The organism is Actinorectispora metalli, assembly GCF_056323685.1.
The window spans coordinates 2,821,479-2,834,601 of the sequence record NZ_JBREYE010000001.1; the positions used below are offsets into that span (position 1 = coordinate 2,821,479).

General features: G+C 66.3%; 21 protein-coding genes. All 21 read left to right on the plus strand.

The window, feature by feature from the left end; all coding sequences use genetic code 11:
* Nucleotides 1–50: 50 nt before the first annotated feature.
* The 21 genes from fusA (at nucleotide 51) to rpsE (ending at nucleotide 13,121) form a co-directional block, all read left to right on the plus strand.
* Nucleotides 51–2,153, plus strand: a complete 2,103-nt coding sequence (gene fusA, locus ACU6XJ_RS13245; RefSeq protein WP_476310405.1) for an elongation factor G — start codon at nucleotides 51–53, stop codon at nucleotides 2,151–2,153.
* 142 nt (nucleotides 2,154–2,295) lie between these two features.
* Nucleotides 2,296–3,489, plus strand: coding sequence for an elongation factor Tu (gene tuf, locus ACU6XJ_RS13250; protein WP_476310408.1), 1,194 nt, complete (start codon nucleotides 2,296–2,298; stop codon nucleotides 3,487–3,489).
* A 340-nt stretch (nucleotides 3,490–3,829) separates the two neighbouring features.
* Nucleotides 3,830–4,135 carry a 30S ribosomal protein S10 gene (gene rpsJ / locus ACU6XJ_RS13255; RefSeq protein ID WP_003938093.1) on the plus strand — a complete coding sequence of 102 codons (306 nt, stop codon included), beginning with the start codon at nucleotides 3,830–3,832 and terminating at the stop codon, nucleotides 4,133–4,135.
* 24 nt (nucleotides 4,136–4,159) lie between these two features.
* Nucleotides 4,160–4,810, plus strand: a complete 651-nt coding sequence (gene rplC, locus ACU6XJ_RS13260) for a 50S ribosomal protein L3 (RefSeq protein ID WP_476310446.1) — start codon at nucleotides 4,160–4,162, stop codon at nucleotides 4,808–4,810.
* Entirely contained in the window at nucleotides 4,807–5,772 is a 966-nt protein-coding gene (gene rplD, locus ACU6XJ_RS13265; RefSeq protein ID WP_476310449.1) for a 50S ribosomal protein L4, sunset domain variant, read from the plus strand. The genes rplC and rplD overlap by 4 nt, the downstream gene beginning before the upstream one ends.
* A complete protein-coding gene (gene rplW, locus ACU6XJ_RS13270; protein ID WP_476310453.1) occupies nucleotides 5,769–6,068 on the plus strand; it encodes a 50S ribosomal protein L23 in 300 nt (99 codons plus the stop codon). Before rplD ends, rplW begins: the two co-directional genes overlap by 4 nt.
* Before the next feature lie 20 nt (nucleotides 6,069–6,088).
* Nucleotides 6,089–6,922, plus strand: a complete 834-nt coding sequence (gene rplB, locus ACU6XJ_RS13275; RefSeq protein ID WP_476310456.1) for a 50S ribosomal protein L2 — start codon at nucleotides 6,089–6,091, stop codon at nucleotides 6,920–6,922.
* Between the two features lie 18 nt (nucleotides 6,923–6,940).
* The gene (gene rpsS / locus ACU6XJ_RS13280) at nucleotides 6,941–7,222 is read left to right on the plus strand and encodes a 30S ribosomal protein S19 (RefSeq protein ID WP_476310459.1); all 282 of its coding nucleotides are present in this window, start codon (nucleotides 6,941–6,943) and stop codon (nucleotides 7,220–7,222) included.
* 36 nt (nucleotides 7,223–7,258) lie between these two features.
* A complete protein-coding gene (gene rplV / locus ACU6XJ_RS13285) occupies nucleotides 7,259–7,681 on the plus strand; it encodes a 50S ribosomal protein L22 (RefSeq protein ID WP_476310461.1) in 423 nt (140 codons plus the stop codon).
* A gap of 6 nt (nucleotides 7,682–7,687) precedes the next feature.
* Entirely contained in the window at nucleotides 7,688–8,515 is an 828-nt protein-coding gene (gene rpsC, locus ACU6XJ_RS13290) for a 30S ribosomal protein S3 (RefSeq protein ID WP_476310464.1), read from the plus strand.
* A 3-nt stretch (nucleotides 8,516–8,518) separates the two neighbouring features.
* Nucleotides 8,519–8,938: a 50S ribosomal protein L16 gene (rplP, locus tag ACU6XJ_RS13295; protein ID WP_476310467.1), complete on the plus strand. Its 420-nt coding sequence runs from the start codon at nucleotides 8,519–8,521 to the stop codon at nucleotides 8,936–8,938.
* Complete coding sequence (gene rpmC, locus ACU6XJ_RS13300; protein ID WP_476313993.1) at nucleotides 8,935–9,198, plus strand: 50S ribosomal protein L29; 264 nt, start codon at nucleotides 8,935–8,937, stop codon at nucleotides 9,196–9,198. The genes rplP and rpmC overlap by 4 nt, the downstream gene beginning before the upstream one ends.
* Nucleotides 9,195–9,482 (plus strand): 30S ribosomal protein S17, encoded by a 288-nt coding sequence (gene rpsQ / locus ACU6XJ_RS13305; RefSeq protein ID WP_476310469.1) that lies wholly within the window; start codon nucleotides 9,195–9,197, stop codon nucleotides 9,480–9,482. The genes rpmC and rpsQ overlap by 4 nt, the downstream gene beginning before the upstream one ends.
* A 79-nt stretch (nucleotides 9,483–9,561) precedes the next feature.
* Nucleotides 9,562–9,930: a 50S ribosomal protein L14 gene (rplN, locus tag ACU6XJ_RS13310; RefSeq protein ID WP_476310472.1), complete on the plus strand. Its 369-nt coding sequence runs from the start codon at nucleotides 9,562–9,564 to the stop codon at nucleotides 9,928–9,930.
* A gap of 3 nt (nucleotides 9,931–9,933) precedes the next feature.
* A complete protein-coding gene (gene rplX / locus ACU6XJ_RS13315; RefSeq protein ID WP_476310475.1) occupies nucleotides 9,934–10,248 on the plus strand; it encodes a 50S ribosomal protein L24 in 315 nt (104 codons plus the stop codon).
* Between the two features lie 2 nt (nucleotides 10,249–10,250).
* Complete coding sequence (gene rplE, locus ACU6XJ_RS13320) at nucleotides 10,251–10,814, plus strand: 50S ribosomal protein L5 (RefSeq protein WP_476310478.1); 564 nt, start codon at nucleotides 10,251–10,253, stop codon at nucleotides 10,812–10,814.
* A gap of 1 nt (nucleotide 10,815) precedes the next feature.
* Nucleotides 10,816–11,001: a type Z 30S ribosomal protein S14 gene (locus ACU6XJ_RS13325; RefSeq protein ID WP_476310481.1), complete on the plus strand. Its 186-nt coding sequence runs from the start codon at nucleotides 10,816–10,818 to the stop codon at nucleotides 10,999–11,001.
* Between the two features lie 80 nt (nucleotides 11,002–11,081).
* Nucleotides 11,082–11,480, plus strand: coding sequence for a 30S ribosomal protein S8 (rpsH, locus tag ACU6XJ_RS13330; RefSeq protein WP_476310483.1), 399 nt, complete (start codon nucleotides 11,082–11,084; stop codon nucleotides 11,478–11,480).
* A 16-nt stretch (nucleotides 11,481–11,496) separates the two neighbouring features.
* Complete coding sequence (rplF, locus tag ACU6XJ_RS13335; protein WP_476310484.1) at nucleotides 11,497–12,033, plus strand: 50S ribosomal protein L6; 537 nt, start codon at nucleotides 11,497–11,499, stop codon at nucleotides 12,031–12,033.
* Nucleotide 12,034: 1 nt separating this feature from the next.
* The gene (gene rplR, locus ACU6XJ_RS13340; protein WP_476310486.1) at nucleotides 12,035–12,433 is read left to right on the plus strand and encodes a 50S ribosomal protein L18; all 399 of its coding nucleotides are present in this window, start codon (nucleotides 12,035–12,037) and stop codon (nucleotides 12,431–12,433) included.
* Nucleotides 12,434–12,470: 37 nt separating this feature from the next.
* Nucleotides 12,471–13,121: a 30S ribosomal protein S5 gene (gene rpsE / locus ACU6XJ_RS13345; RefSeq protein ID WP_476310489.1), complete on the plus strand. Its 651-nt coding sequence runs from the start codon at nucleotides 12,471–12,473 to the stop codon at nucleotides 13,119–13,121.
* The last annotated feature ends 2 nt before the right edge of the window (nucleotides 13,122–13,123 follow it).

Genomic DNA, 13,123 nt, shown 5'->3' on the forward strand with positions numbered 1-13,123 from the left:
GAGCTGACACCGTCGCGACCAAGAGCTTTACGGAGAACGGGGAAGACACCGTGGCACTCGACGTGCTGACCGACCTGACCAAGGTCCGCAACATCGGGATCATGGCGCACATCGACGCGGGCAAGACCACCACGACCGAGCGGATCCTGTTCTACACCGGGATCAGCTACAAGATCGGCGAGGTGCACGACGGCGCCGCGGTCATGGACTGGATGGAGCAGGAGCAGGAGCGGGGTATCACCATCACCTCCGCGGCCACCACCTGTTTCTGGAAGAACCACCAGATCAACATCATCGACACGCCCGGCCACGTCGACTTCACCGTCGAGGTGGAGCGCAACCTGCGCGTGCTGGACGGTGCCGTCGCCGTCTTCGACGGCAAGGAAGGTGTCGAGCCGCAGTCCGAGCAGGTCTGGCGGCAGGCCACCAAGTACGACGTGCCGCGGATCTGCTTCGTCAACAAGATGGACAAGCTGGGCGCGGACTTCTACTTCACCGTGCGCACCATCTCGGAGCGCCTCGGTGCCAAGCCGCTGCCCATCCAGCTGCCCATCGGCAGCGAGAGCGAGTTCATCGGTGTCGTCGACCTGGTGGAGATGCGGGCGCTGACCTGGCGCGGCGAGGTCAAGAAGGGTGAGGACTACACGGTCGAGGAGATCCCGGCCGACCTCGCCGAGAGGGCAGCCGAGTACCGCGAGCAGTTGCTCGAGGCTGTCGCCGAGACCGACGACGCGCTGATGGAGTCCTACCTCGGTGGCGAGGAGCTCACGGTCGAGCAGATCAAGCTCGGTATCCGCAGGATCGTGACCAACCGCTCCGCCTACCCGGTGCTGTGTGGTTCCGCGTTCAAGAACAAGGGCGTGCAGCCCATGCTCGACGCGGTCATCGACTACCTGCCCGCGCCGATGGACCTGCCGCCCGTCGAGGGCACCTTGCAGGACGGCGAGACCGTGGTGCGTCGCGCCCCCAGCAAGGAAGAGCCGTTCGCCGCGCTGGCGTTCAAGATCGCCACCCACCCGTTCTTCGGCAAGCTCACCTACGTCCGGGTCTACTCGGGCCGGGTCGCCGCGGGCAGCCAGGTCATCAACTCGACCAAGGACCGCAAGGAGCGCATCGGGAAGATCTTCCAGATGCACGCCAACAAGGAGAACCCGGTCGAGGAGGCCATCGCCGGTCACATCTACGCCGTGATCGGTCTGAAGGACACCACCACCGGTGAGACCCTGTGCGACCCGCAGCACCCGATCGTGCTCGAGTCCATGACCTTCCCGGACCCGGTCATCCAGGTCGCCATCGAGCCCAAGACGAAGGCCGACCAGGAGAAGCTGGGCACCGCGATCCAGAAACTCGCCGAGGAGGACCCGACCTTCCGGGTGAACCTCGACGAGGAGACCGGTCAGACCATCATCGCAGGCATGGGCGAGCTCCACCTGGACATCCTGGTGGACCGCATGCGCCGCGAGTTCAAGGTCGAGGCCAACATCGGCAAGCCGCAGGTGGCGTACCGGGAGACCATCCGCAAGAAGGTGGAGAAGTACTCCTACACGCACAAGAAGCAGACCGGTGGCTCGGGTCAGTTCGCCAAGATCATCATCGACCTCGAGCCGCTCGAGACGTCCTCGGACAACGCGACGTACGAGTTCGAGAACAAGGTCACCGGTGGCCGCGTTCCGCGCGAGTACATCCCGTCGGTGGACGCCGGTGCCCAGGACGCCATGCAGTACGGCGTGCTGGCGGGCTTCCCGCTGGTCGGCCTGAAGGTCACCCTGACCGATGGCGCCTACCACGAGGTCGACTCCTCGGAAATGGCGTTCAAGATCGCGGGCTCGATCGCGCTGAAGGAGGCCGCCCGCAAGGCGAGCCCCGTGCTGCTCGAGCCGATGATGGCCGTCGAGGTGACCACGCCCGAGGACTACATGGGTGAGGTCATCGGCGACCTGAACTCCCGCCGCGGCCAGATCCAGGCCATGGAGGAGCGTGCCGGGACCCGCGTCGTCAAGGCGCTGGTGCCGCTGTCAGAGATGTTCGGGTATGTGGGCGATCTGCGGTCGAAGACCCAGGGTCGGGCCAACTACTCGATGGTGTTCAATTCTTACGCCGAGGTTCCCGCGAACGTGGCGAAGGAAATTATCGCCAAGGCAACGGGAGAGTAAGTCCCACGCTTTGGTGAGCTTGCGGGGCGGGTGACACCGCCCGCCCCGCAAATCCGGCCCTGATGAAGTCCCGTTGGGACGGACTGGGCAAAATCTAGCCAGATTCCCAGCGGAAAAGAATCAAGTCCAGGAGGACAGTTCAGTGGCTAAGGCCAAGTTCGAGCGGACCAAGCCGCACGTCAACATCGGCACCATCGGTCACATCGACCACGGTAAGACGACGCTGACCGCTGCGATCTCCAAGGTCCTGCACGACAAGTACCCCGACCTGAACCCCTTCACGCCGTTCGACGAGATCGACAAGGCGCCGGAGGAGAAGCAGCGCGGTATCACCATCTCGATCGCCCACATCGAGTACCAGACCGAGAAGCGCCACTACGCGCACGTCGACTGCCCCGGTCACGCGGACTACATCAAGAACATGATCACCGGTGCCGCCCAGATGGACGGCGCGATCCTCGTGGTCGCCGCGACCGATGGTCCGATGCCGCAGACCAAGGAGCACGTGCTGCTGGCCCGCCAGGTCGGTGTGCCCTACATCGTGGTCGCCCTCAACAAGTCCGACATGGTGGACGACGAGGAGATCCTGGAGCTCGTCGAGCTCGAGGTGCGTGAGCTGCTCAGCGAGTACGAGTTCCCGGGCGACGACCTGCCGGTGATCCGCGTCTCCGCGCTGAAGGCGCTGGAGGGCGACGCCGAGTGGGGCGCGAAGCTCATCGAGCTCATGGACGCGGTGGATGAGAACATCCCCGAGCCCGAGCGCGAGACCGACAAGCCGTTCCTGATGCCGGTTGAGGACGTGTTCACGATCACCGGTCGTGGCACCGTCGTCACCGGTCGTATCGAGCGCGGCGTCGTGAACGTCAACGAGGAGGTCGAGATCGTCGGCATCCGCGAGAAGTCGTTCAAGACCACCGTCACCGGCGTCGAGATGTTCCGCAAGCTGCTCGACCAGGGTATGGCCGGTGACAACGTCGGCCTGCTGCTGCGTGGCATCAAGCGCGAGGACGTCGAGCGCGGCATGGTCATCGTGAAGCCGGGCACCACCACCCCGCACACCGAGTTCGAGGCGCAGGTCTACATCCTGTCCAAGGACGAGGGTGGCCGTCACACGCCGTTCTTCAACAACTACCGGCCGCAGTTCTACTTCCGTACCACGGACGTGACCGGTGTTGTGACCCTTCCCGAGGGCACCGAGATGGTCATGCCGGGCGACAACACCAAGATGTCGGTCCAGCTGATCCAGCCCATCGCCATGGACGAGGGTCTGCGGTTCGCCATCCGCGAGGGTGGCCGGACGGTCGGCGCGGGCCGCGTCGCCAAGATCACCAAGTAGTACCGTCGGGGGTCGCTGCCTCGGCAGTGACCCCCGATTTGGGATGCCCATGCTCCATATGGCATCCTGTATGGGTTGCTCCGCGGGGCGGCCGACTGAGCTTGTTTCAGACGGCCGCCCACGCGTGAGACGGGGTCGAGAGACTCCTTCCCACCGACGATGTCAGTGGGACCGGTCTGTGCCGGATGGGCGACACGCCCGACCGCGTGGACCGGGCACCGTGACACCTGAACAGGGGCGCCAGCGCCGGCTCACTAGCTGACGAGCGCGACCGCGGGAACATGCACCGCTTGCGTAGTAATGCCGAGCGGCACCGAGACAAGAGGAACGGCAAGCCACCATGGCGGGACAAAAGATCCGCATCCGGCTCAAGGCCTACGACCACGAGGCGATCGACGCGTCCGCGCGCAAGATCGTTGAGACCGTGACGCGCACCGGCGCTCGGGTCGTCGGGCCAGTGCCGCTGCCCACCGAGAAGAACGTCTACTGCGTGATTCGCTCGCCGCACAAGTACAAGGACTCGCGCGAGCACTTCGAGATGCGCACGCACAAGCGTCTGATCGACATCCTCGACCCGACGCCGAAGACGGTGGATGCCCTTATGCGCATCGACCTGCCGGCCAGTGTCGACGTGAACATCCAGTAGCGCGGCGGAAGAGAAGACTGACCAATGTCTGACAGGCAGATGAAGGGGATTCTGGGCACCAAGCTCGGTATGACCCAGGTCTTCGACGAATCCAACCGGATTGTTCCGGTGACCGTCGTCAAGGCCGGGCCGTGCGTGGTGACCCAGGTCCGCACTCAGGAGAAGGACGGCTACACCGCCGTCCAGCTGGCGTTCGGCGGTGTTGACCCTCGTAAGGTCAACAAGCCCGAGACCGGCCACTTCACCAAGGCAGGCGTGACGCCGCGCAAGCACGTTGTCGAGCTGCGCACCACCGACGCCGGTGAGTACGAGGTCGGCCAGGAGCTGACCGTCGAGGTGTTCGCCGACGGCGCCGTCGTCGACGTCACCGGCACCAGTAAGGGCAAGGGCACCGCGGGTGTCATGAAGCGCCACGGGTTCGGCGGCCTCGGAGCCAGCCACGGTACCCAGCGCAAGCACCGCTCGCCCGGCTCCATCGGCGGCTGTGCCACCCCGGGCCGGGTGTTCAAGGGCCTGCGGATGGCGGGCCGGATGGGCAACGAGCGGGTGACCGTGCAGAGCCTGACCGTGCACAAGGTGGACGCCGAGTCCGGCCTGCTGCTGATCAAGGGCGCCATCCCCGGCCCCAGGGGCGGGCTGGTGCTGGTGAAGACCGCTGCGAAGGGTGATGCGTGATGACCACCGTTGACGTCCGCACTCCGGACGGCAAGACCGACGGCAAGGTCGAGCTGCCCGCGGAGATCTTCGACGCTCAGGCGAACATCCCGTTGATGCACCAGGTCGTGGTCAGCCAGCTGGCCGCCGCCCGCCAGGGCACGCACTCGACCAAGACCCGCGGCGAGGTCTCGGGTGGTGGCAAGAAGCCGTACCGCCAGAAGGGCACCGGCCGTGCCCGCCAGGGTTCGACCCGTGCTCCGCAGTTCACCGGCGGTGGCGTCGTCCACGGCCCGCAGCCGCGCGACTACTCCCAGCGGACTCCCAAGAAGATGAAGGCCGCCGCTCTGCGTGGCGCCCTCTCCGACCGGGCCCGCGCCGGACAGGTGCACGTGGTGACCGGCTTGGGCGACGGCGGCACGCCGTCCACCAAGACCGCCAAGAAGGTGCTGGAGTCGGTTTCCGGCGCGAAGCGGGTGCTCGTTGTGCTCGGTCGCGATGAGGAGAGCAGCTGGCTCTCCGTTCGCAACCTGCCGAACGTGCACGTGCTCGTCGCCGACCAGCTCAACACCTACGACGTGCTGGTCAACGACGACGTGGTGTTCACCAAGGCAGCGTTCGATGCGTTCGTCGCCGGTCCCGCCAAGGGCCGTTCGGTGAAGGCGGCGGCGACCGAGTCCGAGGCCGCCCCGGCCAAGCCCGCCAAGAAGGCAGCCGCCAAGGCCGAGCCGAAGGCGGAGCAGGCCGCGGGTGACGAGCCGTTCGGCGCGGGCAGCCACGCCCCGCTGGAGGACGGGTCGCAGCCGGAGGGCTTCCCCGTCAAGGGCAACGCCACCTCCAAGCTGTACCACCTGCCGGGGACGTCGTTCTACAACCGCACCACCGCCGAGGTCTGGTTCGTCAGCGGCGAGGCCGCGGAGGCTGCCGGCTTCCAGCTGCCGCCGTCGCAGCGCAAGGCCAAGAATGAGGAGGACGCGAAATGATTCCCGACCCGCGTGACATTCTCCTCGCGCCGGTGATCTCCGAGAAGAGCTACGGGCTGCTCGAGGAGAGCAAGTACACCTTCCTGGTGCGCACGGACGCCAACAAGACCGAGATCAAGATCGCGGTGGAGAAGGTTTTCGGCGTCAAGGTCGTCAGCGTCAACACGATCAACCGCCAGGGCAAGCGCAAGCGGACCAAGTTCGGCTTCGGCAAGCGCAAGGACACCAAGCGCGCGATCGTCACGCTGTCTCCGGAGAGCAAGCCGATCGAGATCTTCGGCGGCCCGGCCGCCTGATGAAGAGGACTGCGTAAGAGATGGGCATTCGCAAGTACAAGCCGACGACGCCAGGGCGTCGTGGATCGAGCGTGTCCGACTTCGCTGAGATCACCAGGTCGGAGCCGGAGAAGTCGCTGCTGCGCCCGCTGCACGGTAGTGGCGGTCGGAACGCACACGGCAGGATCACCACCCGGCACAAGGGTGGTGGCCACAAGCGCGCCTACCGTCTGATCGACTTCCGTCGCAACGACAAGGACGGCGTGCCTGCCAAGGTCGCTCACATCGAGTACGACCCCAACCGCACCGCACGCATCGCGCTGCTGCACTACGCCGACGGCGAGAAGCGCTACATCATCGCGCCGAACAAGCTGTCGCAGGGCGACCGGATCGAGAACGGCCCTCGCGCCGACATCAAGCCGGGCAACAACCTGCCGCTGCGCAACATCCCGGTCGGCACCGTGATCCACGCCATCGAGCTGCGGCCCGGTGGCGGCGCCAAGATCGCGCGTTCCGCCGGTGCCAGCGTGCAGCTGGTGGCCAAGGACGGCCCGTACGCCCAGCTGCGGATGCCCTCGGGCGAGATCCGCAACGTGGACGTGCGATGCCGCGCCACGGTCGGCGAGGTCGGCAACTCGGAGCACGCCAACATCAACTGGGGCAAGGCGGGCCGCATGCGGTGGAAGGGCAAGCGCCCGACCGTCCGCGGTGTCGCCATGAACCCGGTCGACCACCCGCACGGTGGTGGCGAGGGCAAGACCTCGGGTGGTCGCCACCCGGTCAACCCCAACGGCAAGCCGGAAGGCCGCACCCGCCGCCGCAAGGCGAGTGACAGCCTGATCGTCCGCCGTCGCCGCACCGGCAAGAAGCGCTGAGCAGGGAGGTAGAAAAATATGCCACGCAGCCTGAAGAAGGGCCCGTTCGTGGACGGCCACCTGCTCAAGAAGGTGGACGTGCTCAACGAGTCGGGCAAGAAGACGGTGATCAAGACCTGGTCTCGCCGGTCAACGATCATCCCCGACATGCTGGGCCACACCATCGCGGTGCACGACGGTCGCAAGCACGTCCCGGTGTTCGTCACCGAGGCCATGGTCGGGCACAAGCTGGGCGAATTCGCCCCGACCCGGACCTTCAAGGGTCACATCAAGGATGACCGCAAGTCGCGTCGCCGCTAAGCGAGCGCGGAGAACTAGGAAACCAAGGGGTAGCAGATGACCGCCCGTGAAGAGGTTGCAGCCGCGGAGGAGAACCCGCGCGCTGTGGCTCGGGCTCGCTACGTCCGCGTGACGCCGATGAAGGCGCGCCGCGTGGTCGAGCTCATCAAGGGCCGCAAGGCCCAGGAAGCCCTGGCAGTGCTCCAGTTCGCACCGCAGGCCGCTAGCGGTCCGGTGTCGAAGGTGCTTGCCAGTGCCGTAGCCAACGCCGAGAACAACCTCGACCTTGACCCGGAGACCCTGTGGGTGTCCGTGGCCTATGTGGACGAGGGGCCGACGCTGAAGCGGTTCCGTCCGCGCGCCCAGGGGCGTGCGTACCGGATCCGCAAGCGGACCAGCCACATCACCGTCGAGGTCGAGTCCCGCGAGGTTGCCAAGCCTGTCGCGAAGACTCGCAAGACCAGCGCGAAAGGGAAGTGACCGGTAGTGGGTCAGAAGATCAACCCGCACGGCTTCCGGCTGGGGATCACCACCGACTGGAAGTCCCGCTGGTACGCCGACAAGCAGTACGCGGACTACGTCGCCGAGGACGTCAAGATCCGGCGCATGCTCTCCAAGGGCATGGAGCGTGCCGGTATCGCGAAGGTGGAGATCGAGCGCACCCGTGACCGGGTCCGCGTCGACATCCACACCGCCCGGCCGGGCATCGTCATCGGCCGCCGCGGCGCCGAGGCCGACCGCATCCGCGGTGAGCTGGAGAAGCTCACCAGCAAGCAGGTCCAGCTGAACATCCTCGAGGTCAAGAACCCCGAGTCGGATGCCCAGCTGGTCGCGCAGAGCGTCGCGGAGCAGCTCTCCAACCGAGTTGCCTTCCGTCGCGCGATGCGCAAGTCGATCCAGGCGTCCATGCGCTCGCCGATCGTCAAGGGCATCCGCGTTCAGGTGTCCGGACGACTGGGCGGCGCCGAGATGTCCCGCTCGGAGTTCTACCGTGAGGGTCGCGTTCCGCTGCACACGCTGCGTGCGGACATCGACTACGGCTTCTTCGAGGCCAAGACCACCTTCGGCCGCATCGGCGTGAAGGTCTGGATCTACAAGGGTGACCTGATCGGTGGCCTGAAGGCACGCGAGACCGCGTCCGCCGAGCCGCGTGCGCCGCGCCGCGAGCGCAGCGACCGGCCGCGTCGGGCCCGCTCCGGAGCTTCGGGCACCACGCCGACCAGCACCGAAGCAGGTCGCGCCGCCGAGGCCGCGAACGAGAAGCCCGCTGCCGCTCCCGAGGCGGCACCCGTGGCTGAGAAGACGGAGGGCTGAGACGTGCTCATCCCACGTAAGGTCAAGCACCGCAAGCAGCACCACCCGGGTCGCTCGGGCGCTGCCAAGGGTGGCACCAGGGTGACCTTCGGCGAGTACGGCATCCAGGCGCTCGAGCCCGCGTACGTGACCAACCGGCAGATCGAGTCCGCCCGTATCGCCATCACCCGGCACATCCGCCGTGGTGGCAAGGTGTGGATCAACATCTTCCCGGACCGTCCGCTGACCAAGAAGCCCGCCGAGACCCGCATGGGTTCCGGTAAGGGTTCGCCCGAGTACTGGGTGGCCAACGTCAAGCCGGGCCGGGTCATGTTCGAGATGAGCTTCCCGAACGAGCAGGTCGCTCGCGAGGCGCTGCGTCGCGCGATGCACAAGCTCCCGCTGAAGTGCCGCATCGTCACGCGTGAAGGTGGTGACTTCTGATGGCAGGTAGTGCTGCGTCGGAGCTGCGCGAGCTCACCGACGAGGAGCTGGTGCTGCGTCTGAAGGAGAGCAAGGAGGAGCTGTTCAACCTCCGCTTCCAGATGGCCACCGGTCAGCTCGACAACAACCGTCGGCTGCGGACCATCCGGCACGAGATCGCCCGCATCTACACCGTGATGCGGGAGCGCGAGCTCGGCCTGTCGGTGTCCCCCGACGAGGTGGCCGTCGCGGCTGCCGCGAAGGGTGAGGGTGCCGCATGAGCGAGAAGAGCGAAGAGACGTTGGGCAGCGAAACGCGTAATACCCGCAAGGTCCGGGAGGGCTACGTCGTCTCCGACAAGATGGAGAAGACGGTCGTCGTCCTGCTCGAGGACCGCAAGAAGCACGCCAAGTACGGCAAGGTGCTCCGCAGCACCAAGCGCGTGAAGGCGCACGACGAGGCGGGTACCGCCGGTGTCGGCGACCGCGTGCTGCTGATGGAGACCCGTCCGCTGTCGGCCACGAAGCGCTGGCGGCTGGTGGAGATCCTGGAGAAGGCCAAGTAATCCAGCGATCGGTAACACGATCGCCGACCGAGCCTGTCAGGTCGGAAATCTGCAGGCCGTGAATGGTCAGGAGAAGGAAGTGATTCAGCAGGAGTCGCGACTGCGCGTCGCCGACAACACCGGTGCCAAGGAGATCTTGTGCATCCGCGTGCTCGGCGGTTCCGCGCGTCGCTACGCCGGTATCGGGGACATCATCGTGGCGACCGTCAAGGACGCCATCCCCGGCGCCGGTGTGAAGAAGGGCGACGTGGTCAAGGCCGTCATCGTCCGCACCGTCAAGGAGAAGCGTCGCCCAGACGGCTCCTACATCCGGTTCGACGAGAACGCCGCCGTGCTCATCAAGAACGACAACGAGCCGCGTGGCACTCGTATCTTCGGCCCGGTCGGCCGCGAGCTGCGGGACAAGAAGTTCATGAAGATCATCTCGCTCGCGCCGGAGGTGTTGTAAGCGATGAAGGTCAAGAAGGGCGACACGGTCGTCGTCATCGCGGGCAAGGACAAGGGCGCCAAGGGCAAGGTCATCCAGGCCTACCCGCAGGACAACCGCGTTCTGGTCGAGGGCGTCAACCGGATCAAGAAGCACACCCGGATCAGCCGCACCCAGCGTGGTGCGCAGTCCGGCGGCATCGTGACCCAGGAAGCCCCCATCCACGTGTCCAACGTGATGGTGGTCGACTCCGACGGCAAGCCGACCCGCGTCGGCTACCGAGAGACCGACGAGGGCAAGCGCGTTCGCATCTCGCGCAGGAACGGCAAGGACATCTGATCATGACTACTGCTGAGAAGATCATCCCTCGCCTGAAGACGCGTTACCGCGAAGAGATCATCGCCGCTCTCCAGGAGCAGTTCAACTACGCCAACCCCATGCAGGTGCCCGGCGTGGTGAAGGTCGTCGTGAACATGGGCGTCGGTGACGCCGCCCGCGACGGCAAGCTGATCGAGGGTGCGGTCCGCGACCTGTCCACGATCACCGGCCAGCGGCCGGAGGTCCGGCGGGCCCGGAAGTCCATCGCGCAGTTCAAGCTGCGCGAGGGGATGCCCATCGGTGCCCGCGCCACGCTGCGCGGCGACCGGATGTGGGAGTTCCTGGACCGTCTGCTGACCATCGCGCTGCCCCGTATCCGCGACTTCCGCGGACTGTCGGGCAAGCAGTTCGACGGCAACGGCAACTACACCTTCGGTCTCAACGAGCAGTCGATGTTCCACGAGATCGATCCGGACGCGATCGACCGCCAGCGCGGTATGGACATCACCGTGGTCACCACGGCCACCACCGACGATGAGGGCCGGGCGCTGCTGAAGCAGCTTGGCTTCCCCTTCAAGGAGAACTGAGATGGCCAAGAAGGCGCTGACGATCAAGGCCGCCGCCAAGCCGAAGTTCAAGGTGCGGGGTTACACCCGCTGCCAGCGCTGCGGGCGTGCGCACTCGGTGTTCCGCAAGTTCGGCCTGTGCCGGATCTGCCTGCGCGAGATGGCCCACCGCGGCGAGCTGCCCGGCGTGAACAAGTCCAGCTGGTAGTTCACGCTCACCAGACCCCCACTTCGCCACAGGCCCATAAAGCAAGAGGGAACCGGGGCGAGAAAGGTTGACAGGTCACCATGACGATGACCGACCCCATCGCAGACATGCTCACTCGTCTGCGCAACGCCAACCAGGCATACCACGACAAGGTGGTCATGCCGCACTCCAAGCTCAAGCTCCACATCGCCGAGATCCTCAAGCGCGAGGGTTACATCGCTGACTTCACCAGCGAAGACGGCGAAAAGGGCAAGAACCTGGTCGTCGAGCTGAAGTACGGGCCGAACCGCGAGCGGAGCATCGCGGGTCTGCGGCGCGTCTCCAAGCCCGGCCTGCGGGTGTACGCGAAGTCCACCAGCCTGCCCAAGGTGCTCGGCGGTCTCGGCGTTGCCATCATCTCCTCGTCGTCCGGTCTGCTGACCGATCGGCAGGCCAACAAGCAGGGCGTGGGCGGGGAAGTCCTCGCCTACGTCTGGTGAGAGAGGGGGATCGACAATGTCACGAATTGGCAAGCTGCCGGTCAGCCTCCCCTCCGGCGTCGATGTCGCCATCGAGGGCCAGACCGTCAAGGTGAAGGGCCCCAAGGGCGCCCTGGAGACCACGATCGCGGAGCCGATCAGCATCGAGCGTGAGGACGGCGCTCTGCTGGTCAAGCGGCCCGATGACGAGCGCAAGAGCCGCTCGCTGCACGGTCTCACCCGCACGCTGGTGAACAACATGGTCGTCGGCGTGACCAGCGGGTACGAGAAGAAGCTGGAGATCTACGGCGTCGGTTACCGTGTCGCGCTCAAGGGCTCCGCCCTGGAGTTCGCGCTCGGTTTCAGCCACCCCGTGCGGGTCGAGGCCCCCGAGGGCATCACCTTCGCGGTGGAGAGCCCGACCAAGTTCTCCGTCAGCGGCATCGACAAGCAGCAGGTGGGCGAGGTCGCCGCCAACATCCGCAAGCTGCGCAAGCCCGACCCGTACAAGGGCAAGGGCGTGCGCTACGCGGGCGAGGTCATCCGCCGCAAGGTCGGAAAGACGGGTAAGTGACATGAGCGAAGCAAGTGTGAAGCGCAAGCCGGTCGGCACGGACATCTCGACGGCCCGCCGGATCGCCAAGACCCGTCGCCACTTCCGCCTGCGCAAGAAGGTCCAGGGCAGCGCCGAGCGTCCGCGCCTGGTCGTGCACCGCTCCAGCAGGCACATCACCGTGCAGGTCATCGACGACCTCGCGGGCCACACGCTGGCCGCGGCCTCCAGCTTGGAAGCCGACGTCCGCGCGCTGGATGGCGACAAGAAGGCCCGCGCCGCCAAGGTCGGCGAGTTGGTCGCGGCCCGTGCCAAGAGCGCCGGTGTCGACAAGGTCGTGTTCGACCGTGGTGGCAACAAGTACCACGGCCGGATCGCCGCCCTTGCCGACGCGGCCCGCGAGGCGGGGCTGGAGTTCTGATCATGCAGAACAGCAAGAAGAGTGGAAGGAACGCCTGATGCCGGGACGTACACGGCAATTCGGCGGCGGTCAGGGTGGTCCTGGTGGCGACAACCGCGGTGAGCGCGGCGACCGCCGGGACCGTCGGGACCGTCGCGACGGTGGCCGCGGCGGAGCGGCACAGGACAAGACGGCATACCTCGAGCGCGTGGTGACCATCAACCGCGTCGCCAAGGTGGTCAAGGGTGGTCGTCGGTTCAGCTTCACCGCACTGGTCATCGTTGGTGACGGCGACGGAATGGTCGGCGTCGGCTATGGCAAGGCCAAGGAAGTTCCGGCCGCCATCGCCAAGGGTGTCGAAGAGGCCAAGAAGAGCTTCTTCAAGGTGCCCAGGATCGGCGGCACCATCACGCACCCGGTGCAGGGCGAGGACGCCGCGGGCGTCGTGCTGCTGCGTCCGGCCAGCCCCGGTACCGGTGTCATCGCCGGTGGTCCGGTGCGTGCCGTGCTGGAGTGCGCCGGGATCCACGACGTCCTCTCCAAGTCGCTCGGCAGCGACAACGCGATCAACATCGTGCACGCCACGGTCGCCGCGTTGCGGATGCTGCAGCGTCCCGAGGAGGTCGCGGCCCGCCGTGGTCTGCCGCTGGAGGATGTCGCGCCTGCCTCGATGCTGCGCGCGCGTGCCAACGCTGCGAAGGGTGCGTGACC

Bases quoted from the DNA above. Each gene is read 5' to 3' on its own strand.
- rpsJ (WP_003938093.1), top strand. From the start codon at position 3,830: ATGGCGGGACAAAAGATCCGCATCCGGCTCAAGGCCTACGACCACGAG.
- rplC (WP_476310446.1), top strand. From the start codon at position 4,160: ATGTCTGACAGGCAGATGAAGGGGATTCTGGGCACCAAGCTCGGTATG.
- rplW (WP_476310453.1), top strand. From the start codon at position 5,769: ATGATTCCCGACCCGCGTGACATTCTCCTCGCGCCGGTGATCTCCGAG.
- rplB (WP_476310456.1), top strand. From the start codon at position 6,089: ATGGGCATTCGCAAGTACAAGCCGACGACGCCAGGGCGTCGTGGATCG.
- rpsS (WP_476310459.1), top strand. From the start codon at position 6,941: ATGCCACGCAGCCTGAAGAAGGGCCCGTTCGTGGACGGCCACCTGCTC.
- rplV (WP_476310461.1), top strand. From the start codon at position 7,259: ATGACCGCCCGTGAAGAGGTTGCAGCCGCGGAGGAGAACCCGCGCGCT.
- rpsQ (WP_476310469.1), top strand. From the start codon at position 9,195: ATGAGCGAGAAGAGCGAAGAGACGTTGGGCAGCGAAACGCGTAATACC.
- rplX (WP_476310475.1), top strand. From the start codon at position 9,934: ATGAAGGTCAAGAAGGGCGACACGGTCGTCGTCATCGCGGGCAAGGAC.
- rplE (WP_476310478.1), top strand. From the start codon at position 10,251: ATGACTACTGCTGAGAAGATCATCCCTCGCCTGAAGACGCGTTACCGC.
- ACU6XJ_RS13325 (WP_476310481.1), top strand. From the start codon at position 10,816: ATGGCCAAGAAGGCGCTGACGATCAAGGCCGCCGCCAAGCCGAAGTTC.
- rpsH (WP_476310483.1), top strand. From the start codon at position 11,082: ATGACGATGACCGACCCCATCGCAGACATGCTCACTCGTCTGCGCAAC.
- rplF (WP_476310484.1), top strand. From the start codon at position 11,497: ATGTCACGAATTGGCAAGCTGCCGGTCAGCCTCCCCTCCGGCGTCGAT.
- rplR (WP_476310486.1), top strand. From the start codon at position 12,035: ATGAGCGAAGCAAGTGTGAAGCGCAAGCCGGTCGGCACGGACATCTCG.
- rpsE (WP_476310489.1), top strand. From the start codon at position 12,471: ATGCCGGGACGTACACGGCAATTCGGCGGCGGTCAGGGTGGTCCTGGT.